The following is a 23163-nucleotide window of genomic DNA, read 5'->3' as shown; positions in this document are numbered from 1 at the left end:
TGGAAGCCTGAAGAACTCCCATCATCGCAGGTCACAAGGCACTTTCTCGTTCCAAGAAGAGTTATCCACAGACATCGAATCGGTGGATCAAGGCTAAGCGGGACCGGGGTTCGCCGTCGACGAGCACACCTACGACGAACTGCTACCAAGCCCTCCGGCAGCCAAGCAGGCCAGCCTTGTCTAGGCAGACGCGGCCGCGGAGAAGCATCCGGGCCGCGCAGCAGTGACATGCCGTCAACCCTCCTCAAGCGGCGCCGGGCACCGGATCCGGCCTGCACAACCTTCAACGCAAAGGACCAGTTCATGGGGCACTACAAGGCGAACCTGCAGGACATCGAGTTCAACATCTTCGACGTGTTCGGCGGCTCGGAGACGTTCGGTTCCGCGGACTACCCCGAGGTAGACGTGGAGACCGCGCGCGACGTGCTGGCGCAGATGGAGCGGCTGGCGGTGAACGAGCTGGCCGAGTCCTTCTCCGAGTCGGACCGCAACCCCCCGGTCTTCGACCCGGTCACCGGCACCGCGCCGCTGCCCGAGTCGTTCAAGCGCTCCTACAAGGCGTACATGGACACCGAGTTCTGGCGCCTCGGCTTGCCCGAAGCCATGGGCGGCACGGCCGCTCCGACCTCGTTGATCTGGGCGATAGGCGAGTTGGTGCTCGGTTCCAACCCGGCGATCTGGATGTACGGTGGCACGGCGCAGTTCGCCCGGATCCTCTCCGCGAATGGCACTGAGGAGCAGCGCAAGGTCGCGCAGCGGATGGTGGAGAACGGCTGGGGCGCCACGATGGTGCTCACCGAGCCGGACGCCGGCTCCGACGTGGGCGCCGGCCGGACCAAGGCGGCCCGGCAGGAGGACGGCAGCTGGCACATCACCGGCGTCAAGCGCTTCATCACCTCGGCCGAGCACGACCTGTCCGACAACATCATCCACCTCGTGCTCGCCCGTCCTGCGGGCCACGGTCCGGGCACCAAGGGCCTTTCGCTGTTCATCGTGCCGAAGTACGAGTTCGACTGGGACAGCGGCGAGCTCGGCGCGCGCAACGGCGCATACGTCACCAACGTCGAGCACAAGATGGGCCTGAAGGTCTCCAACACCTGCGAGCTGACCTTCGGCGAGAAGCACCCGGCCAAGGGCTGGCTGGTCGGCGAGGTGCACGACGGCATCGCGCAGATGTTCCAGGTCATCGAGATGGCCCGGATGATGGTCGGCACGAAGGCCATCGCCACGCTGTCCACCGGCTACCTCAACGCGCTCGAGTACGCGAAGAACCGCGTGCAGGGCGCCGACCTGGCCCAATCCGCCGACAAGGCCGCCCCGCGCGTCACCATCACGCACCACGCCGACGTGCGCCGCGAACTGATGCAGCAGAAGGCCTATGTCGAGGGCATGCGCGCGCTGGTGTTCTACACCGCGTCCTGGCAGGACCGGGCCTGGGCCGCGCGCAACCGGGGCGAGCGGGACGAGCTGGCCGAGCGCGTGAACGACTTTCTCCTGCCGGTCGTGAAGGGCTACGGTTCGGAGAAGTCCTACGAGCAGCTGGCCCGCTCGCTGCAGACTCTCGGCGGTTCCGGCTTCCTGCAGGACTATCCGATCGAGCAGTACATCCGGGACGCCAAGATCGACACCCTGTACGAGGGCACCACGGCGATCCAGGGCCTCGATTTCTTCTTCCGGAAGGTCGTCAAGGACCAGGGTCAGGCGCTGACCCACGTGAAGAACGAGATCGACAAGTTCCTGGCTACCGAGCCCGGCGGCGAAGTGTTGGCCGCGGCCCGCTTGCAGCTGGTCACGGCGCTCTCGGAAGTCGAGGCGATCTTGAACACGCTGTTCACCCAGGCGGCGAAGGCATTGGAGGCACCCCGGCAGATCCACGTGGCCGCGCTGTCTACCACCACCTTCCTGTACGCCGCAGGCGACCTGATCGTCTCCTGGCTGCTGCTGCGCCAGGCCGCCCTGGCCCAGGAGCGGCTGGCCGGCGGGGCGCCGGACAAGGACGTGGACTTCTACCGCGGCAAGATCGCCGCGGCGAAGTGGTTCGCCGGCCACGTGCTGCCGCACCTGGCCGCGACCCGCACGATCATCGAGGCGACCGACCTGTCGCTGATGGACCTGGACGAGGCGGCCTTCTAGGTGCAACGCCGTTCAGTTAGGCGTGGGGGCTGTTGGTCAAGGCTGGTGAACGAGGTAGCGGAGCTGCTGTAGAAGAGGTCTGTCCTCCAAGACATCCTCACTACAGGAGCTCCGCTGTTGGAACAGGCTGCCATAACAGGGACGGTCGGGGTAGCGGCGGGTGTGTTCGCGCCGGGGCATATCGGCGAGCTGACCCGGATCGTGCCGTTCGAGATGGTCGACGAGGTGCTGGCGGAGACCGGGGCGGTGCAGCGAAGGGTCCGGCTGGTGCCGGCGCGGGTCACGGTGTACTTACTGCTGGCCGGAGCGTTGTTCAACGAACTGGGCTACCGGCAGGTCTTCGACCGGTTGTGCGCCGGACTCGCGGGCCTGCCGCTGGTACGGCCCAGCGGCAGTGCCCTGCGCCAAGCCCGCCAGAGGTTGGGTCCGGCACCGTTGAAAGCGCTGTTCGACCTGGTGAGGGGGCCTGCGGCCACGACTGCGGCCGCCGGGCGGTGGCGGGGTTTGACGGTGGTCGCGGTCGATGGGACCTTGCTGCCGGTGCCGGACTGTGCGGCCAACCTCGCGGTGTTCACCCGGCAGCGGCTCGGCAACGGGATCTCGGGTTACCCGCAGCTGCGTCTGGCCGCGCTGGTGGCCTGCGGGACCCGGTCGGTGATCGGGGCCGCCTTCGGCCCCGCCGTCACCGGTGAGCTGGAGTACGCCCGCCGCCTGGCGGTGGACCTGCGGGCCGGGATGCTGCTGCTGGGTGACCGGAACTTCGCCGCTGCCGCACTGCTGAACCAGCTGGCCGCCACTGGCGCCGACCTGCTGGTGCGCTGCAAGTCCGGGCGGAACTTGCCAGCGGTGGCCCGCTGCCACGACGGCTCGGCACTGGCCCGGATCGGTGCGCTGACCGTTCGCGTTATCGACGCCGAGATCACCATCCGCACCGCCGCGGGCACCCGCACCGGCCACTACCGGCTGCTGACCACCCTCACCGACCCTGCAACCCACCCGGCCGGTGAGCTCATCCGGCTCTACCACGAGCGCTGGGAGATCGAGACGGCCTACGCGGAGCTGAAATCCACGATCCTGGGCGGACGCGTCCTGCGGGCCCGCACCCCGGCCGGGGTCGAGCAGGAAGTCTGGGCCCTGCTGACCGCTTACCAGGCACTGCGGACCGCGATGACCGATGCCACCGACAGCGTCCCGGGCACTGACCCGGACCGGGCCGGCTTCACCACCGCCCTCGCTGCCGCCCGAGACCAGCTCGTCCTGGCCGCCGGCGTCATCACCGGCACCGACATCGACCTGGTCGGCACCATCGGCCGTCACGTCCTGGCCCACCTCCTGCACCAACGGCGGATCCGCACCAAAGACCGCATCGTCAAACGCGCGATCTCCAAATACAACGCACGCGGACCCGCCATCGACCGCACCACCTACAAAGCCACCATCAGCATCAACATGCTCACAGCCAACCCTTGACAACACCCAGCCCGCCCTAACTGAACGGCGTTGCTTCTAGGTGTGGTGTCTCAGGACGTTGGTTCCACGGCGTCCTCGAAGGTGAGCTGCTGCGGGATCGTGTCGAGCGGCTTCGGTGGCTGGTCGAACACGATGCGGTAGTCGCTGCCGGAGGTCCGGCTGATGGGTGGCTGGCCTCCGAGCGCGGAGTGCGGGCGCTCGCGGTTGTAGTAGTCCGCGAGCGCGTAGGCCCACTCGCGGGCCAGCGTCCCGTTGAACCTCGCCACCTTCCCGTTCGTCCGCGGCGTGTACGGCCTGGTGCGCTTGTGCTTCGTTCCCGTCACGACCAGGGCACTGCCCAGGCGCGAGAGCGGTAGCAGGAACCGTTGTCGATGAGGAGGCGGCGGATCGGCGCGATGTCGTGGGCGGCGAAGAACGCGACGGAACGATGCCAGAACGCGGCTGCGGTCACGGCCTTCTCGTCGTCCAGAGCCTCGGTCAGCGGCACCCCCGGTCACCTCACCCCGGTCAACGACACGGACCTGGCCATCACCTGCACCGGCTCCTGGAGCTCCTCCAGTGGCCGTTCCCTGGGCGACGTCTACAACGACGTGCACGCCACCACCACCACCAACGACGACACCGCGATCTCCTACACCGGCGGCGGCTGGACGGCGAACGGCACCCGCGGCTACGAGGACGCCGCGCACAGCACGCAGACCAACGGTGACACCGCCTCGCTGACGTTCACCGGCACCGCCGTCTCGGGGCGACGCGCGCCCCGGCCCGTGACGGGGGCGGGGCGCGAAGGCGGCCTGCCGGCTGCGGGCGTCAGGCGTAGACGCCGAACTCGTACAGCGAGTAGCCGTACGTCGTGCCGCGTGCGGTCATGGTGAGGCGCACGTACCTGCCGCTCGCGCTGACGTCGAAGTCGTCGACGCCGCCCGAGCCGTTGGAAGTGCTGTGTACCGTCGTCCAGTTGGTTCCGTCGTCGGAGACCTGGACCTGGTACGCCTTGCCGTAGGCGGACTCCCAGCCGAGCTGCACGTGCTTGATCGCCGTGGCCCGGCCGAGGTCGACCTGGATCCACTGGGGATCGCTCCAGTCGCTCGCCCAGCGCGTGGACCAGTTGCCGTCGGTCGCGTTGCCGGGCGGGAAGGGCGCGCCGTTGCCGGTGGCCTGGTACGAGGAGGCCGTGGTCGGCTTGCCCAGCGCCACGTTCGTGCCGTTCACCGGGGGCGCGACGACCTTGAACGAGCGCGTCTCGACACCGACGTTGCCGTGGCCGTCGAAGGCGTAGACGTACACCTTCCACACCCCGAGCGTCTTCGGCGCGGTGAGGGTGAACTGCCCGTCGCCGGTCTGGTCGAAGGCCACCTGGGACAGCCCGGTGCCGCCGTCGACGTACTTGCTGGAGTACATCAGGTTGTAGCGGACCAGGTCGCCCTCTGGGTCGGTGGCCGGGGCGCCGAGGGTGAAGGTGCCGCCGGCCGGGACGCTTCCGGTGGAGCTCAGCGTCACCGCGCTGAACGTCGGCGGCTGGTTCCCGCCGGCCGCGCTCCCGCCGTAGGCCTTGGCGACCGCGTAGTACGACAGCCGCTTCCAGGCCTCGGGGATCAGGTTGAACCAGATCCCGCCGAAGTCGTTCTCGATGCCGTAGTTGAACATCGTCCCGCCGAAGGAGACGCCGGTGTGGCCCGAGATGCACTTCCAGGCATTGGTGTAGCCGGTGGCCGTGGCCACGTCGCCGGGCTGGTCGGGCACGCCGTTGGAGTCGTTCGGCACCTCCCACTCGCCCGGCTCGCCGGACTCGGTGACGATGTACGGCTTGGTGTAAGCGCCGTTCGTCCAGTCGCCCTTGACGTTGCACACCGCGCCGTAGGAGTTGACGGCGTACAGGTCCAGGTCCGGCGAGTACTGCTTGTAGTAGCTCCAGGCACCGGTGTACGCGTCCGTCGAGGTGACCGGGTGGTTCGGGTCGGCGGCGTGGATGGCCTGGGCCACCTGGTCCACGTACTTCGCGTAGGCGACGCGCTCGGCCTCGATCTGGCTGCCGGAGTAGTGGTCCTGGGTGGTGAGGATGACCTCGTTGCCGACGTCCCACATCAGCACCGAGGGGTCGTTCTTGTAGGTGTTGACCCAGTTGACAATGCTGTTCAGGGTGTCGGTCTTGTACGTTGAGTCATTCACGTAGTCGGCGCCCTGGTTGAGCCAGAAGCCGTTGACGACCTTGAGCCCGAAGGCGGATGCCGAGTCCAGCAGCGGCTTGGAACTGGCGTCGGTGCCCCAGGTGCGCACGGTGTTGACGCCCAGCGCCTTCAGGTCGCGCATGCGCGCGGCCGCGCTGTCACTGCTCGGCCCGTAGGTGACGCCCTTGATCTGGTACGGGGCGCCGTCGACCTGGAGCTGCCAGTTGCCCTGACCGCCGGTCACCTTGACCACGCTGGGGTTGGTCGGCGCGGTCGGGTCGGTGAGCGGGGCCGGGGTGGGACCGGTGAGCTGCGAGACGCTCACCGCGCCGACGCTCATGGTCCCGCCGGATGAGGTGTCGGCCGAGGGCGAGGTGCAGCCGCAGACCGCGTTCGGGTACGAACCGCCCATGGCCAGGCCCAGTTCGAGGTAGAAGCCGTGGTCGACGGCCGCCCGCCAGGTGGACAGGCCGACCTGGGACTCGTTGACCTGCCAGACCTGCTTCCCGTCGAGGTACCAGCGGATCTGCTCGTCCGAGACGCTGCGATCGATGATCTCGGAGTACGTGTGGTAGCCGGTCTGGCAGCCTCCGCAACTTGCGAGGCCGCTGGTCATGCCGTTGTACTCGTTGCAGTTGCCGGCCGGGCCGCCGCCGCTGGCCGGAGCGGTGCCGCAGTGCAGGGTCGCCGAGAGCTGGCTGCGCCCGTTGACGTCCTCGAGGATGTCGGTCTCGCCGGCGGCGGGCCACGAGGACGGATCGGTACGGAAGGCGGCGCCGACGGCCTTGAAGGAGGGCCAGTAGCCGAGCCCGTTGGCGGGGGCGGGCTGGTTGATCGAGGCCGAGATCATGAGCTGCCCGCCGGCCGGCGCGGCGAAGTCGCTGCGGACGGTCTGCACCCGGGCGGAGGTCCAGTTGCCGGAGCCGTCCTTCACGGCGGTCAGGTCGAGGTGGTTGCTGCCGTCCAGGTGCAGGTTGGCGGCGTTGGCGGTGTCGGTCTCGACGCTCCCGCCGCGGCTGTTGGCGCCGCTCTGCACGTTCCAGTTGCCGCTGGAGGGGGTCGAGCCCGCGGCGCCGGCGAAGTCGTCGCTCCACACGGGGGACCAGTTGCCGGTCAGGGTGGGGGTCGGGGTCGGAGAGCCGGAACCGGCGGTGCCGTAGACCTGGAACTCCCACAGGGAGTAGCCGTAGCCAGTGGCCCGCTGGGTGCCGTACATCCGTACGTAGCGGCCGGTGCCGCTGACCGTGAGGGTCTCGGTGCCGCCCGGGCCGCTTGCCGTACTGTGGACGTCGGTCCAGGTCTGGGCGTCGTCCGAGACCTGGATCTTGTACGCCTTCGCGGAGGCGGTCTCCCACTGCAGCACGACCTTGTCGATCTGCGCGGAGGAGCCGAGGTCGACCTGGAGCCACTGCGGGTCGCTCCAGGCACTCGCCCAGCGCGTGCCCGTGTCCCCGTCGACGGCGTCGGCGGCCACATAGCCCGCCCCCTCGCTCGAGGAGGAGGTGGCCGGTTTGCCCTGCGACAGCAGGCTGTCGGCGGCCCTGGCGGTGCCTGTACCGCCGACCACGGCATAGAGAAGAAAGGTCAGTGCGGCCACGACCAGCGCGGCGGCACGGGAAATCGGGGTTCCCATCGACTCTCCTGACGGAAGAGGGGGGCATGGACGGGCGGTCAGGGAGAGCGCTCTCGCGTTTTGCTGCGTGATCGTGGGCCCGAGGGCAACTCTGTGTCAAGAGATTTGGCGCCACGAGTGCCGGCGAGTTGACCTCGCGGAGGGTGGCCCCGTTGGAGCGGTGCCGCTGAGCCGATCCACACGCTTCCACCCTCAAGCCGCCCGCTCTTGCCCGTGATCGCGCAGGTGGGGGCACTGCGAGAGCGGCGTCCCGGTCGGTGGAGCGCGGGCGGCCGGCGGGTGTCGGTCGGCCCTCGCGGATACGGGTGCGAACGCGGGGGCCCCGCCGCTCCGGCCATCAATTCCGCGCAGGCGTCTTGACGCAGCCGACCGCAACCCCGGAATATTCTTCCAGCGACGGGGAGAGCGCTCTCCCATTCTCCGGAAAAGCGGCCCCCGCAGCCGCGGGGCCGCTCGTGCTCCTCCGGCTTCCCGTACGCCCCGGACCTCTCGGGCACTTTCCCGTACGGTCCTCCCCTGCCTTTTCCCGTGCTGCCCTGGGCTTTCTGGCCTCTCGTGCCCTACTGCGAGAGTCTGGGACTCAACCGCTTCGTTCTGCTGGACGAGGTGCCCGCGAGCGCCGAGTCGTGGTGCATCGGCCGGTCCATGGCCATCGCCTATCTGCTGACCGTCGAACCCGCCCTGGCCAAGGTGGCGTACTTCCAGGCCACCGACTTGCTCAACCTCGAAGTGGATCCGCTGTTCTTCGACACCACCAGCGCGTACTTCGAGACCGTGGGGGGCGACGATCCCGTCGCCCGCGACGGACGCGGCGAGCGCCTGCCCGACGATGCGCCGGCCGAACAGGCCGCGCGCCGCGACGGGTTTCGCTCGCACGGCAAGTCCAAGGACTCCCGCGACGACCTCCCGCAGATCGTCATCGGCATGGCCGTCACTCGCGACGGCATCCCGGTGCGGGTGTGGTCCTGGCCCGGCAACACCTGCGATCAGGCCCTCCTGATCAGCCAGGTCCGCGACGGCCTGCGCGAGTGGAACGCTGTCGAAGGTCGTCTGGGTCGCCGACCGTGGCTTCACCTCCGCCGCCAACCGCAGGGCGCTGATGCGTGGAGGCGGCGGCTACATCATCGGCGAGAAGCTCCGCACCGGATCCGCAGAGGTGCGGGCCGCCCTCTCACGGCAGGCGGCTACGCCACCGTGTGCGCTGGGCGGCCGGCCTCCGCGCCGCGAACCCGGCCTTGACAGTGGGGCGCTGCAACTCCGAGACTCTGCAACATAACTCCAAAATGTTGCATCATCTCGGGCTGTCTCGCGGGGCAAGTTGCCCTTGTCACCGCCGACGGCAACGCCGTCTAGTCCACCCTCACCGCGTCGAACGCGGTCCCAAGCGAGGTCTTGACCCATGAAGAACGGCAAGAATCTCTGTCTCACAGGAATCCTGATCGTCGTGGCCGCGCTGCCTGCGTGCTCCAGTCCCAGCAGCGATCCGACATCGGGCATCCGGTCGGCGGCGACTGGTAGTCCGATCAAGTTGGGTTTCCTTAACCAGGGCTCCGGCCCGCTGGCATTCCCGGACTTCGCTGCTGGCGGGGTCGCCGCAGTCAAGAAGATCAACGCCACCGGCGGCATCAATGGACACGTGATCGAGCTGGTCACCTGCAGCACCGACGGCTCACTGGCTGCGTCGGTGAGGTGCGCCGACCAGTTCGTGGGTGACCACGTAGCTGCCGTCGTCGAGGGCATCGATCTCAGTTCCGACAGCACGCTGCCGATGCTGACCTACGCCGGTATTCCTCTCATCGGGCACGCACAGTTCGGGATCGACCAGACCAACAGCCCGGACACCTTCTTCTTCGGAGCTGCCCTCGGCGCCTACTACGGTGTCCCGCTCGCGACCCTCGCCCAGAAGTACGACGCCCGACGGATCGCCTTCCTCAACATCGACTCGACGGCTACCCGTGCTATCGCCGACGCCAACCTCGATCCTGTTGCGACAGAGCTTGGGATCGACCTGGAGAAGGTCTTCTACCCGCCGCGCGGGCCGAACTACAACGCCGTCTTCGCGTCCGCGTTGACCAGCAAACCGGACGCGGTTCTCATCGTCGCCTCCGAAGCGGACTGCACCGGCTTGGTCCAGGCCGGGCGCGCGCTCGGCTACAAGGGGACGATCTTCGCTGGCTCCTGCGGCCAGTTCATCACCGCCGACCCGCTGTCAGCGGAGGGCATTCTCACTGACTCCGACGTGTTCCTGCCGGACGACGCCGATAGTCTTCCCCGCAAGGCCGCTGAGCAGGTCGCCATCTATCGGGAGGCCATGAAGGCAGAGCCAGCCCGGAACGTGAACGCGTTCTCCCAGATGACGTTCTCGGGAATGATGGACCTGGCCGCCGCGATGCGGGGCATCAAGGGCGATATCACCGCGGACTCGGTCAAGAAATCCCTGGCTTCAATCAGGCAGGTCACGAGCTTCACCGGACAGACTGTCACGTGCGATGGGAAGCAGTGGCCGAACGCCGTCTCAGTATGTGCTCCGGGGCTGCTGATCTACGAGGTCGAGCACGGTAAGCGCAAGCTCGTGTCAGACGGGTTCGTCGAATTGGCGTTGTCCACGAGAGCCGACGGGCACCGCGCGCGAACTCAACGCTGATTGCGGCGGGACAAGGGCCTCACCATTCGCGCGCCCACGCCGAGAAGACCTGGGCGGTGACACTGGTCCTGGCCGCCGCTCGGGTGCGTGGGTCGCGACTGCTCGACGGGGTGAGCATCGATCAGGCCCTCATCACCGGATTAACGCCGAGTTGCTGTCCGTTGTACTCCGGCGGCCGGGGGCCCGCACGGGGGTCTGCTGGCGCAACATCACGGTTGCTTCGGGCTGCACTGATGGGGCTTCGCGACCGTGCCGCGTGCGGGCCATGACCGCTACCTCTGCCCATCGGCTGCCCGAGCAGCGCCGTAGTTCGTCGACGATGGCCGCCATGCTGGCGGGACTCATCTACCCGCTGAGCTTGAGGCGGAGCTGCAGATTGCGCGCGAGCCCGATGCCGCGCATCGCCCGCGGCGCACGCCGACCTCACCGCACGGTGGCGACGCGAACGCAGGCTCGGGTTTGCCATCCGGATGACTTTGGAAGTGTCTCGCAGCGGTCGGCGAGGGCGGCAACGATGTCCAGTCCGCGGCCGTGCTCATAGCCGGCCGACGACGTCGGCTCAGGTGCGTGCTCGGTGGCCTCACCACTGTCCACGACCGTGATGGAGAGGGTGTGGTCCTTGAGGGACAGCAGTACTGCGAGGTCGGCACGACCGTGCTGGGCCGAATTTCCTGCGAGTTCGCTGACGATGAGGAGCGAGGTGTCCAGGTCATCGCCCACCACCGCCCATCGGGACAGCACGGCTGAGGTGAAACGCCTGACCGTGCGAACCCACTGCGTCTCAGCCGACACCGTGATAGCGGCGTGCAGGGCGAAGGAGGTCCCAGACCACGGCGCGGACGCGTCGAGCGAGGAATACGCCGGTCGGCCTCTTGCTGTGTCGAGGCTGCGGGGGAGCGGGACCCGGAGAGAGTCATCCCGTTCGACGTTCACAAGTGTGGGGGTCATGGCAGCGCTTCTCAATCTGGGGAACAGGAGTGGACGAGTGGGCCCGACCTTCATGTAGGAACCTTGTCCGGAGTGCGTCTTCTGGTGGCACGCCGTGGGAGAGCTAGGGGCGCCGCGCCGCTCGTGTGTGGGACGGCTGCGATGCGTGCAAGCTCGTTTGAGGTGGACCGCCTTGCCAGTGGTAAGGCCTGACTAGGCGCCCGCCGCGTCCGAAGTGGTGTATGCCGTACGACCTGGCACTCGCTAGTACCCGGGTCGAGCGATACAACATTTGCTTCTAATGTTGCACCTATGGTGTGTGCTGTCAAGAACCGCATTGAATCCTGCCGAAGCGCCCAGATGGACGCCCTTCTTCGCGGAACTCGGCGTCGGCGTCGGTGTCGCATCATCGAGCCTTGCCGTGGACACGTCGGTCAGCACCGGCTGCATGTCGCCGCGCGGCGCGAACAGGCCGCGCAGCAGCAGCCGCGGGAGCAGCACGGCGGGCATGAACGGTGGGGTGCGTGCGGCCTGCATTCGCCCAGGTGCTCGTCCGGCGTGCCCATGAGAGGTCCTCTGTGGATCCGGGGCCCTGTGGCGGGAGGGGTTTCGCCGTCCCCAAGGTTTGATGGGGGGCTGGTACTCGGCGTGAGGGTGCCACGGTGCGCAAAGGGGCGGCGGGTGCTTTCGAACCGCGGCGGCTGCGGCTGGACTGTGCCGCCCCGGCGTCGGCGTGCGTGAGTGCCCTTCGTGCTCGCGCGGTAGCTCGTGCGTGCGCGGATTCATGGCCAACGAGGCGCACATGGGGGCGAGTTGGGGTTGCGGCGCCGCGGTCAACGGTGCGGGCTTCACTCATCACGAGTCGCGGTCTCTTTCCACTCCGAGCCTCCGGTGAGGTGACTCTGCGTCCTTGACACCGCGAAACTTCGATGCAACATTACTGCGAAACGTTGCGCCGACGAGCTGGAGGCTCTTGTGGGCGCGGCGGGCGGGGTACCCGCTGTCGGAGACGACGGCGACTCATCAGCGTTGCCGCGTCCAGTGCGGCCCAGAGTGAGGTCCGTGGAATGAACATCAGCAAGAGACTTTGCGCCGCTGCCGCGGCCGCGACCCTGGTTGCTCTTTCAGGGTGCTCGAGCGTCGGGAACGATTCAGTATCGAGCGCTCCCTCCAAGGCGAAGGGGGAGCCGATCAAGGTCGGCTTTCTAAACCAGGGCTCCGGCGCCCTGGCCTTCCCGGATTTCGCGGCCGGTGGGATCGCCGGCGCGCACCACGTCAACGCGGAGGGCGGCATCAACGGGCGGCCGATCGATTTGGTCACCTGCGACACCGACGGCACCCCGGCGGCATCGGTCAAGTGCGCCAACCAGTTCGTGAGCGAGCACGTCGTGGCCGTGGTTCAGGGGATCGACCTGAATTCGGACAACGCTCTACAGATACTGATAGGCGCCGACATCCCCCTCATCGGGCACGCCCAGTTCGGCGTGGTCCAGACGAACAGCGCTGACGCCTTCTTCTTCGGCGCGGCGTCTGGTGCCTACTATGGGCTGCCGCTGGTGACGCTCGCGAAGAAGTACGGCGCCAAGCACATCGCCTTCCTCAATGTCGACACGCCTACGACGCGAACACTCGCCGACGCCAATCTGGATCCGGTCACCAAGAAGCTCGGGATCGACCTGAAGAAGGTCTTCTACCCGGCGATGTCGCCCAACTACAACGCTGTCTTCGCGTCCGCGGTGTCGAGCAAGCCCGATGCCGTACTCATCGTCGCCTCCGAGGCCGACTGCACCGGCTTGGTCCAGGCCGGGCGCGCCCTCGGCTACAGGGGGACGATCTTCGCCGGCTCCTGCAGCCAGTTCATCGCCGCCGACCCGTCGGCGGCGGAGGGCGTTCTCACCGACACGGACATGTATCTGCCCGACGACACCAAGGGGCTTCCGCCGGCGACGGCTCGTCAGGTCGCCGACTACCAGGAAGCCATGAAGGGCCAGTCGGCGAAGAACGTCACCCCGTTCTCGCAGATGACGTTCTCCGGGATGATGGATCTGGCGACGGCCTTGAAGGCCATAAAGGGCGAGATCAAGCCGGAATCCCTGAAGAAGTCTCTGAGGTCCATTCACGGGGTCCAGAGCTACATGGGACAGACCATCTCGTGCGACGGCAAGCAGTGGCCCTATGCCACAGCGGTGTGCGCTCCCGGACTCCTCGCCTACAAGGTCGTTTCTGGTAAGCGGCAACTGGTGTCCGGCGAATTCACCGACGTCGCTTCCTACTACAAGAACTGAGTCCCGTCCGTGGAATGGGTCTTGTTCGCCGTCCTCGGCCTTTCCGCAGGCGTTGCCTATGGAGGCCTTGGCATTGCCGTAGTGGCGACTCATCGGGGCACGGGGGTCGTCAATCTCGCTCAGGGCGCTGTTGCTGTGTGGGGTGCATACGTGTACGCCGCCATGCGCGACACGGGCACTGTCCATCTGCCAGTTGTGGGGATCCCGTTCGCGATCGCGACCGGGGGACCTGCCAGCCCGCTGGTGGCAATAGTGGCCGGAGTCCTGTCGTCGGTTCTTGTGTCGCTGCTTGCCTACGTCCTCGTCTTCAGACCGCTGAGAAACGCTCCGCAACTCGCAAGTGTCGTGGCATCCATCGGGATCACCACCGTGATCGAGTCGATCGTCGCCCTCCAGTTCGGTACGAATCAAACCATCGTGCCCTCGTTCTTCACCACCGGAACGATTCGGTTGGCGGGGCAGGCCGTTCCGACCAACCGGTTCGAAGCACTCGCGCTGTTCGTCGCCATCACGGTGGCTGTCTGGGCGTACCTTCGCTTCACGCGGGTCGGAATCGCGATGGCGGCTTATGCCGAGAACGCGCGGGCGATCACGTTGATGGGCTACTCGCCGACCAGGTTGGCGATTCGTGCGTGGACGCTGTCCGGCCTGATTGCAGGCTTCGTTGGGGTGATGGTCGCTTCACTCACGCCGCTGAATCCGGTCACCATGACGCTGTACATCGTCCCGGCACTCGCGGCGTCACTCCTTGCCCGGTTCCGCTCCGTGATCGTCGTGGCCATCGCGGGTGGGGCGCTCGGTGTTCTGCAGTCGATCGTCACATTCCTCAAGACCGAGGCGTGGTTTCCCACCTGGCTCCAGATCGGGGCGGAGGATCTTCTTCCGCTGCTGTTGATCCTTGCCGTGCTCGTGGTCGGCCGCGGCTCGGTGACCGGGCGCGCGGCCGCAATCGCTGGTCGGTTGCCAGCGGTGAATCGACCACGGTCGGTACGCGGACCAGTGCTCGCCGTCATCGTCGCCACGGGCCTGTGTCTGATGTTCTTCAACGGCAGTTACCGCTTCGCCTTCGCCCAGTCGTTGATCGCAGCGCTCCTCACCCTTTCCGTCGTGGTGTTGACGGGGTATGCCGGGCAGATCTCGGTGGCGCAGCTCGCCATCGCCGGAACGGCGGGTTTGCTTGTCGCGCGGCTCGCAATCGACGGGGGGCTTCCGTTCCCCGTCGCCGCCGGAGCGGCGATTCTCCTCGCCACCATGCTGGGCACCCTCACCGCGCTGCCAGCGCTCCGGGTCGTGGGGATTCAGCTGACCGTCGTCACTCTGTCGCTTGCAGTGGCGGTACAGTCCGCGCTTTTCGCCAACCCCAGCCTGAGCCCGGCCGACTTGGGCAACGTGCCCGCACCGTCTCTCTTCGGCGTTGACATGAGTGTCAGGGCAGGCTCTAATGTCGCGCGCGCACAATGGGTGATCCTCTGCTGCGGCGTGCTGATCGGCGCGATGTTCCTTGTCGCCCGAGTGATGGGCGGGCGCACTGGCGTACGGCTCCTCGCCATCCGCTCGAACGAACGCGCGGCGGCCTCGATCGGCGTGGGTGTCGTCGAGACGAAGGCCGTGGTCTTCGCCCTGTCGTCGGCGCTGGCGGCGTCGGCTGGCGTATTGATGACTTACGGTCTCGGCCAGTTCTCGAGTTCTTCGTTCGACGTGCTCTCGGTCGGGCTGCCCCTGCTGGCGTTCGCCTATCTTGGCGGGATCACGAGCATTTACGGCGCTCTGGTCGGCGCCCTGATGGTTCCAGGTGGCGTCGTTTATGTGTTGCTGACGGCTTGGTTCGACGATCCCGGATCGTGGTACCTGCTCGTGTCCGGGTGTGCGCTGGTAGCCACCGCGATTTCGTATCCGGACGGGATCGCGGGGACCGTGTCCCGCCTGTTGCCCCCTCGTCGGGAGAAGAGCCATCAAACCGTAGCAACGACAGAGCCAGATGACGGCATAGCGACTCCGTCCGACGTGCAGCGGACAGGCCCTGGTGCGGGCTTCAAGGTTCGCGGGGTCACGGTGAGGTACGGAGGAGTGCACGCCGTCACCGATGTGGACATTGAGGTTGCCCCGGGAGAGATCGTCGGCCTCATTGGACCGAACGGTGCGGGGAAGACCAGCCTGATCGACGGCGTACTCGGCTTCACGCCGTGCTCCGGAGAAGTGACCATCGACGGTCACGTCGTCAGCCGTTCGGCGCCGCATCGCATCGCCCGGAGCGGACTCGTTCGCACCTGGCAGAACCCGGATCTCTTCGCCGACCTGACCGTCGCCGAGAACATGGACGTGGCGAGGCTTCCAGGCCACCCACTGCGCACGCTGCTGGAGGATGTTTTCGGACGGCGTCGTCCGATGCTCCTGTCCGCCGGGGTGCTGGATAGGCTCGACATGGGCGATCGGCTCGGGGCGGAGCCGTCGTCTTTGTCGCTGGGGCAGCAGAAACTACTCGGTGTCGCGAGATCGCTGGTGTCGCGACCGACTGTCGTCCTACTTGACGAGCCCGCCGCCGGTCTGGACTCCGCCGAAAGCCTGCGATTGGGCAGCCACCTGCGAGCCCTTGCGGACGACGGGTTGGGGATCCTGCTGATCGACCACGATATGGATCTCGTTTTCGGCACCTGTGACCGCGTGATCGTGCTGCAGTTCGGCAGGGTGATCGCTTCGGGCGCGCCCGCTGAGGTCCGACAGTCGCCGGCTGTTGTCGCCGCGTACCTAGGTTCGGAGTCGGCTCCCGACCCAGTGCCCTCGTTCGAGGCGGGGCCGCACCCGTCCGCGGGAGGTGAGCGGTGAGCGCGCAGGTACTGAACGTGGAAGGTCTCCACGCGGGCTATCGAGGCGTTGAGGTTCTCCGGGACATCAGCTTCTCCGTGGCCGAGGGTGAGGTCGTGGCTCTGCTCGGGCCGAACGGAGCGGGAAAGACCACAAGTCTGCTGACCTTCGCCGGCGTCATCCGTCCTAGCCGAGGTGCGGTGAGGGTGCTCGGATTTCCGAGTGAGCGACAGTCGACGCACCTTCTTGCCCAACGGGGCATGGTCTTCGTCCCGGAGGACCGCGGGCTTTTCGGGCAGTTGAGTGTCGCGGACACGCTACGTCTGGCTCAGCGCTCTCGTGTGAGGGAGACGGATGAGGTGATGGATCTCCTCCCCGCGCTCAGGCCCTTGTGGCGCCGCAAGGTGGCGCTGCTCTCCGGAGGTGAGCAGCAAATGGTGGCGCTTGCGGCCGCGCTGGTACGGAGGCCTCGCCTGTTGCTGCTCGACGAGATGAGTCTTGGCTTGGCCCCGCAGGTAGTGAGCGAGTTGCTGGCGGCCGTACGTCGCATGGCTGATCAAGACGGGACGGGCGTGTTGCTCGTCGAACAGCACGCACGTGTCGCACTTGCCGCGTCCGATCGGGCAATCGTTCTGCGCCACGGAGAGGTCGCGCTGGAGGGCTGCGCGGAAGACGTCAGCTCTCAGCTCCACGTCGTCGAGAGCTCATATTTGGGCGAGTCAGGAAATTTGGCATGAATCCTAAGTAGATGTCCTATTGACAGGGCATATAATGACACGCAAACTAGATGCAACAAAGTTAGCGAATGTTGCAGGAGGATCAAGTGGCGGAATCAACTGCGAACGGACAGCGGGTGCGAGCAGCCGTGCGTTCGGGTGTCGTAGAAGGATTGAGGGACGGCGGTGTCGCGCGTTTCCTGGGGGTGTCTTTCGCGGCCGCGCCGTTCGGCGACAACCGGATGCGCCCACCGCGACCGGTCCAGCCGTGGGCGGGAGTGAGGCCCGCGATCGAGTACGGTCCGACGGCTCCGAAGGAGCCGTACGCCCCCCAGTTTCGAGACCTCCTGCCGGAAGTGGACATCCCCGGCGAGGACTGCTTGAACCTCAACATCTGGACCCCTGACCCGTCTGCCGGCGGGCTGCCGGTCCTCGTGTTCATCCACGGCGGCGCCTTCCTGGCTGGGTCGGGTTCGGTCGAGCAGTACGACGGATCGGCATTCGCGCGCGACGGCATCGTGTGCGTCACGATCAACTACCGGCTCGGGGCAGAGGGCTTCCTCCACCTCGGCGACGGTCATGCCAACCTCGGGCTCCTGGACCAGCTCGCGGCCCTGACGTGGGTTCAGGAGAACATTGCCGCGTTCGGCGGTGACCCGGCCAGGGTCACGGTCGCCGGGGAGTCCGCCGGAGCGATGAGTGTGACCACTCTGCTCGCCATGGAGCAGAGCCAAGGACTCTTCTCTCAGGCCATCGCACAAAGCGGCGGCGCTCTTCACACCCTGACCGACGAGCTGGGAAGAACTGTCGGCCGCCGTCTTGCGAAGCGACTGGACCTGGAGCCTGACCGCGCTGCACTGAGGCTCGTCAAGCCCTCGGTACTCTCCGCCGCCGTGCGCGATCTGGTGGATGAAGTCCAGGGAACCCCTGACCCGGGTCGATGGGGCTCGCTCGCGCTCACCTTGACTCCCTTCGCCCCGAGCATCGATGGGGAGGTGCTGACGAGGCATCCGCTCGCTGCTCTTCGGTCAGGTGTCAACTCCTCGGTCCGGCTGTTGACCGGATGGAACCGGGAGGAAGCGCGCTTCTTCCTCGTGGCCTCCGGGGCGATCGACCTGATAGATGACGCTGCGCTGGAGGCCGCCGCTCAGGGCTACGGACTCACGGCGAGCGGCCTCGACCTGTATCGTCGCAACCGCTCAGGAGCTTCCGCAGGCGACGTCCTCGCGGCCGTCTTCGGCGACTGGATGTTCGCCATGCCGGCCATCCGAGTGGCCGAGGCGAGGAACGCGGACGCCAGAACGTGGGTTTACCGGTTCGATCACCCGGAAAATCGCTCGAACCACGGATTCGGTGCGGCTCATGCCTCCGAGCTTCCGTATGTGTTCGACACGATCCATCAGGAGCCCACCCACCCGCTGATCGGCGATTCGCCTTCGCATGATGTGGCCGACGCCGTGCATGGCACATGGGTTCGATTCATCCGGGACGGCGATCCGGGTTGGCGCCAGTACCAGCCCAACATGCGGTACGTGGGTGTCATCGCCAAGGGTTTGAATGAAGAGCGCGACCCGGCGGGTGCCGAGCGGGAGGCATGGGACGGTGTCTGCTGAAGGGTTAAGGTATGGCGGTGAGTCCTAAAGCATCGAGCGCCGAGAAGGCCGACCACCCCGGCTCTTGGAAGGCCGTAGGCCTCGCGCGTGCCAAGTTCATGGCCGGCGAGCGCATCGACATGCAAGGCATCGCCGCCGAGTTGGGGGTCGACCGCACGACTCTGTTCCGGTGGGTGGGAAATCGCGACCAGTTCGTCGTGAGCGCCATCGTCTCGATCACAGTCCCCACACTCAAGCGGATCATCGCCTCCGCCAAAGGTGCTGGCGGCAAGAGGATCGCGGATGTCGCCGAGAGGTACGCGCGTGCCTCCATCGAAGCCGACTACTTCAGAAAGTGGTTGGAAAGCGATCCGGAGCGGGCGCTGCGGCTGCTGACGTCGAAGGCGAGTCCCCTCCAACAGCACGTGGTGACCGTCTTCGAGCAGTTGCTCGAGGAAGAGTATGCCGACGGTGAGGGAGCCGCGCCGCTCCCTCTTCCGGACCTCGCGTATCTGATCGTACGCATTATCGAATCATTCGTCTTCTCGGACCTGATCGCAGGGAATGACCCGGACTGGACGAAGGCCGGCATGGCGGTAGCGGCACTGCTACGCGACTAGTCACCCATCGGTTCGGTCACTGCCGGGGAAGCCCGGCAGCGCACTCGTCGCCGTCGTCGGCAGCGACGGGTGCGCCGCCTGACCACGCGCACTTTCGCACGTCGAGGCGATCACTCCTGTTCTTGCACGTCACCGGCTCGTCGGCCGAATGACGTCCCACCGACACCGAGAGTGCCCTCATCCCTCGCCGAGGAGGACGAAGTGTCCAACGCAGCACACGAACTGTGGGTTCACGCCGACGAGCGGCCGGTCGCACTCGCCGTCCGGGACGCGGAGCGATCGTGGACGTATGAAGACGTGCGCTGCCGCAGCGCTGGGTTCGGTGACCGCCTTCGCTCCGCGGGCATCGCGCCAGGGGACCGAGTCCTCCTGGTTCTGCCGACCACACCGGAGTTCGTCTTCGCCTACTACGGCATCCTCGCGCACGGCGCGGTCGCCGTCACGGTGAACCCTTTGTGCCCTCAGCCCGAGCTCTCGTACTTCGTCGAGGACGCCGGGTGCTCGCTCGTCGTCGCGTGGCATGAGACGAGTGACGCGGCACAGGCCGCGGCTGCTGGCGCGGGCATTGACTGCTGGCGCGTGGGTCCGGAGGACTTCGAGGGAAGATCGCTGGTGGCGACACCTGCCCCCGCCCTCAGGCGGGAGGACGACGAGCCCGCCGTACTCCTGTACACGTCGGGAACGACAGGGAGACCGAAAGGCGCCATCCTCACACACGGAAACATCACGGCTTCGGCGAGGAGCTTTTGCGACACCTTCGCGCTCGACGCCGCCGAACGTCTCGGTACGGCCCTGCCCCTGTTCCACGTCTTCGGGCAGATCGCCGTGCTCGCCACGGCATTCCAGGCAGGATGCTCGCTCTCCCTTCTCCGTCCGTTCTCAGGGCTCGGGTTGTTGCAGCAGACAGCAGCGCACCGCATCACCATCTTGTCGGGTGTGCCGACGATGTGGATCGAGATGCTCCACGCTGTGACCGACGCGAAGTCACGGGACCTTCCCGACCTGAAGTTCGTGCGATCGGGCGGTGCGTCTCTTCCTGCGGAGGTCGCCCGCGAGTTCGAGGACTGTTTCGGCGCGACGATCCTCGACGGCTACGGCCTGAGCGAAACCACGGCGGCCGGTACCTCGTGCGCGCCAGGGCGACCGCTCAAACACGGTAGCGCCGGGCAGGCGCTCCAAGGGGTCCGCGTCACGCTGTTCGACGAGTCCGGCCGACCGGTCGAAACCGGCGAGGTCGGAGAGGTCGCCGTCAGCGGGCCCACGGTGATGCGGGGATATTGGAACCGGCCGGACGCCACGGCGTCGACCATGCGAGGCGACTGGTTGCTGACCGGTGATCTCGGCCGCATGGACGCCGACGGCTACCTGTGGATCGTCGACCGCAAGAAGGACCTGGTCATCCGGGGCGGTTACAACGTCTACCCGCGCGAGATCGAGGAGGTCCTCTACGAGCACCCAGCCGTAAGGGAAGCGGCTGTCGTCGGCGTACCTGATGAACGGCTGGGGGAGGAAGTCGCCGCGGTGGTCGCCCTGCGTGCCGACGCGGAGCTCGATGTCGAGACCTTGCGTCCCTGGCTTGAAGAGCGATTGGCCGCGTACAAGGTGCCTCGCCTCTACAGCGTGGTCGACCAGCTACCGAAGGGCCCGACGGGCAAGATCCTCAAACGCGCCATCGACCGCGGCGAACTCAGCGACACCGCCCGCAGAGTCCGGCGCTGACCCGTCCCTGTCCAGGTCGGCACCCACAGGCAGGCCCGAACACAGCCCAGCCGGTGACACGAGCGGAACCCGAGGGTTCCTGACGTCGTCAGCCGACGACGGCGCGACGTCGCTTGCCAGGCAGCGCGAGAGCGACTGACATGAAGAAGGAGGCTGACATGGTTGACCACGCAGCGAGCCTGCGTAGCGAACTGGTGCTGTCCGAGAGACGAGGCCAGGTACAGATCCTGACGTTCAACCGCCCCGACCGGCTGAATGCCTGGAACGACGAGCTTGAGGACTTGTGCTTCGCGCTTCTCGATGAAGCCGACGCCGATCCCGACGTCCGCGCGATCGTGATCACCGGCGCGGGACGGGGCTTCTGCTCCGGTGCCGACATGGCTGACCTGGCGCGAGTCAGTGAGTGCGACGACGGATTCCCGCCACCCCGCCCGCGTCCCCGCACGTTCCCGCTGACGATGCGCAAGCCGATGATCGCCGCCATCAACGGTGCCGCCGCGGGCCTGGGGCTCGTCGAGGCCCTGTACTGCGACGTCCGTTTCGCCTCCCCGGACGCCAAGATCACGGCGGCGTTCTCACGGAGAGGACTCATCGCCGAGTACGGCATCGCCTGGTTGCTGCCGCGCCTGATCGGCGTGAGCAAGGCGCTCGACCTCCGGATGACGTCACGGATCGTTGACGGGGCAGAGGCTCTGTCGCTCGGACTTGTCAACCACGTGGTCGACGGCGACAGCGTGGTCGACGAGGCGGTGGCCTACGCCACGGAGTTGGTGACCTTCTGCTCGCCGTACTCCATAGGTGTCATGAAGTCTCAGATATGGGCCGGGCTCCACAGGGACTTCACGTCGGCGGTTGCCGAGGGGGACCGGCTGTTGCTCGAGTCGTTCGTCGGCCCGGACCTCCGTGAAGGTGTGCAGAGCTACCTCGAGGGCCGATCGCCGCGATTCGCCGGCCTGGGGCGGAGGTAGAGCGCGATGCAGTTCACACGCGCGGTTGTCGCCCGAGAACCCGGTGGGCCGGAAGTACTCGAGGTCGTCGAGGTCGCTCGTCCGGTGCCCGGACCGGGCGAGGTGCTCATCAAGGTGCACGCGGCAGGGGTCAACCGTGCCGATGTCTACCAGCGAATGGGCTTCTACGATCCACCTGCGGGGGTGACCCAGGTCCTCGGCCTGGAGTGTGCCGGCGAGGTCGTGGCACGTGGGCCGGGGGCGAGTGCGTTCGAGCCCGGTGACCGGGTGTGTGCCTTGCTCCCGGGAGGTGGGTACGCCGACTACGTCGCCGCACCCGAGGGGCTGGTCGCTCGCGTCCCCGACCGGCTCACCATGGCGGAGGCAGCCGGGCTGATGGAGGCCGCGGCCACCGTCTGGTCGAACGTGTTCTGGGCCGGCGGGCTCCAGAGGGGCGAAACCCTGCTCATACATGGCGGTGCGAGTGGGATAGGGACCCTCGCCATCCAGATCGCCAAGGCCGCGGAGGCCCGGATCGTGGTCACGGCCGGCAGCGAAGCGAAACTCGAAGCATGTGCTCGACTCGGAGCCGACGTCACGATCAATTACCGTGACGGCGACTTCTCCGACCATCTCGAGCACCTCGGGCTCCGAGCCGATGTCGTTCTCGACATCATGGGTGGCAGCTACCTGAGCCAGAACGTCAGAAGCCTTGCGGTGGGCGGCCGCCTGGTGGTGATTGGCCTGCAGGGTGGGGCGATGGGGCAGCTCGACCTGGGGACGCTGCTGGCGAAGCGGGCAACGGTTGTGGCGACGTCCCTGCGTGCGCGTTCGCTGGCAGAAAAGGAGAGTGTAGTCGCCCGCACTGTGGCTCACGTGTGGCCGTTGATCGAGAGCGGCGCCGTCACACCGGTCATCCACGGCACCTTTCCGCTGGGGGACGCCGCCAAGGCCCACCAGACCGTCGAGGAGTCGACGCACTTGGGCAAGGTCGTTCTCCTCATGGACTGATCCGCCCGTCGACGTACAGCCTCCGCTCGTTCCGGCTTTCCGCATCCGGAGATCGCCTTGGTCGCGGGCCCAGCACACGAGTGGAACTGCGGTGCACCCACGACCTTCCGTGGGTGCACCGCATGCTCGACGGCCAGGACGTGGACAACCGACCACCGCGTCAGGAGGTCCTCCAGCTAGATGATCTATTCCAAGGGGTTCAGCGGTTGTCTGAGGGCAGGAAGGCGAGCGCCTCCTGGAGATTGTGCTCCGCGATGCCCATCATGAAGTCGCGGTCGGGGAAGTCGCCGTCGAGGAGCCGCAGTGGCCCAGCGACGAGACCAGCACCGAGGGCGCACACCGGGCGGAGTCATCGCCCGCGTCATGCTGCGAATCCTCGCACTCACCGCCGCGATCTGACACCCGAGTTCGACAGTTGGTGGGCATGCAGGGCAGGTGGGCAGCGGATCTGTGCAGGTGAGAGGCGTGAGATAGGTTCGAAGTCGGTCGAAGGTGT

General features: G+C 66.9%; 16 protein-coding genes and 2 pseudogenes. 13 read left to right on the top strand and 5 right to left on the bottom strand.

Annotated features, from left to right (window positions below; genetic code table 11):
• The first annotated feature begins 303 nt into the window (after positions 1-303).
• Both AB0M29_RS42535 and AB0M29_RS42530 read left to right on the top strand, forming a co-directional pair.
• Positions 304-2133, top strand: coding sequence for an acyl-CoA dehydrogenase (locus AB0M29_RS42535; RefSeq protein ID WP_365392514.1), 1830 nt, complete (start codon positions 304-306; stop codon positions 2131-2133).
• A gap of 117 nt (positions 2134-2250) precedes the next feature.
• Positions 2251-3603, top strand: coding sequence for an IS4 family transposase (locus AB0M29_RS42530; protein ID WP_365392512.1), 1353 nt, complete (start codon positions 2251-2253; stop codon positions 3601-3603).
• A 50-nt stretch (positions 3604-3653) separates the two neighbouring features.
• On the opposite strand, the pseudogene AB0M29_RS42525 reads toward AB0M29_RS42530, so the two are convergent.
• Positions 3654-4081 (bottom strand): annotated as a pseudogene (locus AB0M29_RS42525) (integrase core domain-containing protein); the annotation flags it as partial.
• Between AB0M29_RS42525 and AB0M29_RS42520 the strand changes: the two are divergent.
• Entirely contained in the window at positions 3975-4478 is a 504-nt protein-coding gene (locus AB0M29_RS42520; protein WP_365392518.1) for a hypothetical protein, read from the top strand. The pseudogene AB0M29_RS42525 and the gene AB0M29_RS42520 sit on opposite strands and share 107 nt — an antisense overlap.
• On the opposite strand, the gene AB0M29_RS42515 is transcribed toward AB0M29_RS42520, so the two are convergent.
• Complete coding sequence (locus AB0M29_RS42515; RefSeq protein ID WP_365392510.1) at positions 4414-7404, bottom strand: discoidin domain-containing protein; 2991 nt, start codon at positions 7402-7404, stop codon at positions 4414-4416. The genes AB0M29_RS42520 and AB0M29_RS42515 overlap by 65 nt on opposite strands.
• A gap of 528 nt (positions 7405-7932) precedes the next feature.
• Here AB0M29_RS42515 and AB0M29_RS42510 point away from each other — a divergent pair.
• A complete protein-coding gene (locus tag AB0M29_RS42510; RefSeq protein ID WP_365392508.1) occupies positions 7933-8643 on the top strand; it encodes a hypothetical protein in 711 nt (236 codons plus the stop codon).
• 160 nt (positions 8644-8803) lie between these two features.
• Positions 8804-10048: an ABC transporter substrate-binding protein gene (locus AB0M29_RS42505; RefSeq protein WP_365392506.1), complete on the top strand. Its 1245-nt coding sequence runs from the start codon at positions 8804-8806 to the stop codon at positions 10046-10048.
• A gap of 423 nt (positions 10049-10471) precedes the next feature.
• Here the strand turns inward: AB0M29_RS42505 and AB0M29_RS42500 are convergent, their stop codons facing one another.
• Both AB0M29_RS42500 and AB0M29_RS42495 read right to left on the bottom strand, forming a co-directional pair.
• Positions 10472-10996, bottom strand: coding sequence for an ATP-binding protein (locus AB0M29_RS42500; RefSeq protein ID WP_365392504.1), 525 nt, complete (start codon positions 10994-10996; stop codon positions 10472-10474).
• Between the two features lie 402 nt (positions 10997-11398).
• Positions 11399-11488: pseudogene (locus AB0M29_RS42495) on the bottom strand (ABC transporter permease); the annotation flags it as partial.
• A 554-nt stretch (positions 11489-12042) separates the two neighbouring features.
• Here AB0M29_RS42495 and AB0M29_RS42490 point away from each other — a divergent pair.
• From AB0M29_RS42490 to AB0M29_RS42455, 8 genes are all read left to right on the top strand, one after another.
• Entirely contained in the window at positions 12043-13260 is a 1218-nt protein-coding gene (locus AB0M29_RS42490; protein WP_365392502.1) for an ABC transporter substrate-binding protein, read from the top strand.
• Positions 13261-13269: 9 nt separating this feature from the next.
• Complete coding sequence (locus AB0M29_RS42485) at positions 13270-16083, top strand: branched-chain amino acid ABC transporter permease/ATP-binding protein (RefSeq protein WP_365392500.1); 2814 nt, start codon at positions 13270-13272, stop codon at positions 16081-16083.
• On the top strand, positions 16080-16799 hold the full coding sequence (locus tag AB0M29_RS42480; RefSeq protein ID WP_365392498.1) for an ATP-binding cassette domain-containing protein: 720 nt from the start codon (positions 16080-16082) through the stop codon (positions 16797-16799). The genes AB0M29_RS42485 and AB0M29_RS42480 overlap by 4 nt, the downstream gene beginning before the upstream one ends.
• A gap of 68 nt (positions 16800-16867) precedes the next feature.
• The gene (locus AB0M29_RS42475; protein WP_365392496.1) at positions 16868-18391 is read left to right on the top strand and encodes a carboxylesterase family protein; all 1524 of its coding nucleotides are present in this window, start codon (positions 16868-16870) and stop codon (positions 18389-18391) included.
• A 17-nt stretch (positions 18392-18408) separates the two neighbouring features.
• Positions 18409-18990 (top strand): QsdR family transcriptional regulator, encoded by a 582-nt coding sequence (locus AB0M29_RS42470; protein ID WP_365392494.1) that lies wholly within the window; start codon positions 18409-18411, stop codon positions 18988-18990.
• A 201-nt stretch (positions 18991-19191) separates the two neighbouring features.
• A complete protein-coding gene (locus AB0M29_RS42465) occupies positions 19192-20709 on the top strand; it encodes an AMP-binding protein (protein ID WP_365392492.1) in 1518 nt (505 codons plus the stop codon).
• Positions 20710-20867: 158 nt separating this feature from the next.
• Positions 20868-21677, top strand: a complete 810-nt coding sequence (locus AB0M29_RS42460; protein WP_365392490.1) for an enoyl-CoA hydratase-related protein — start codon at positions 20868-20870, stop codon at positions 21675-21677.
• Between the two features lie 6 nt (positions 21678-21683).
• On the top strand, positions 21684-22667 hold the full coding sequence (locus AB0M29_RS42455) for an NAD(P)H-quinone oxidoreductase (protein WP_365392488.1): 984 nt from the start codon (positions 21684-21686) through the stop codon (positions 22665-22667).
• Between the two features lie 199 nt (positions 22668-22866).
• Here AB0M29_RS42455 and AB0M29_RS42450 read toward each other — a convergent pair whose 3' ends face one another.
• Positions 22867-23007, bottom strand: a complete 141-nt coding sequence (locus AB0M29_RS42450; protein ID WP_365392516.1) for a hypothetical protein — start codon at positions 23005-23007, stop codon at positions 22867-22869.
• Between the last annotated feature and the right edge of the window lie 156 nt (positions 23008-23163).

The organism is Streptomyces sp. NPDC051976 (genome assembly GCF_040680795.1).
GTDB lineage: Bacteria > Actinomycetota > Actinomycetes > Streptomycetales > Streptomycetaceae > Actinacidiphila.
The sequence above is the reverse complement of the archived record's forward strand: the minus strand, read 5'-3'. Positions and strand labels throughout refer to the sequence as shown.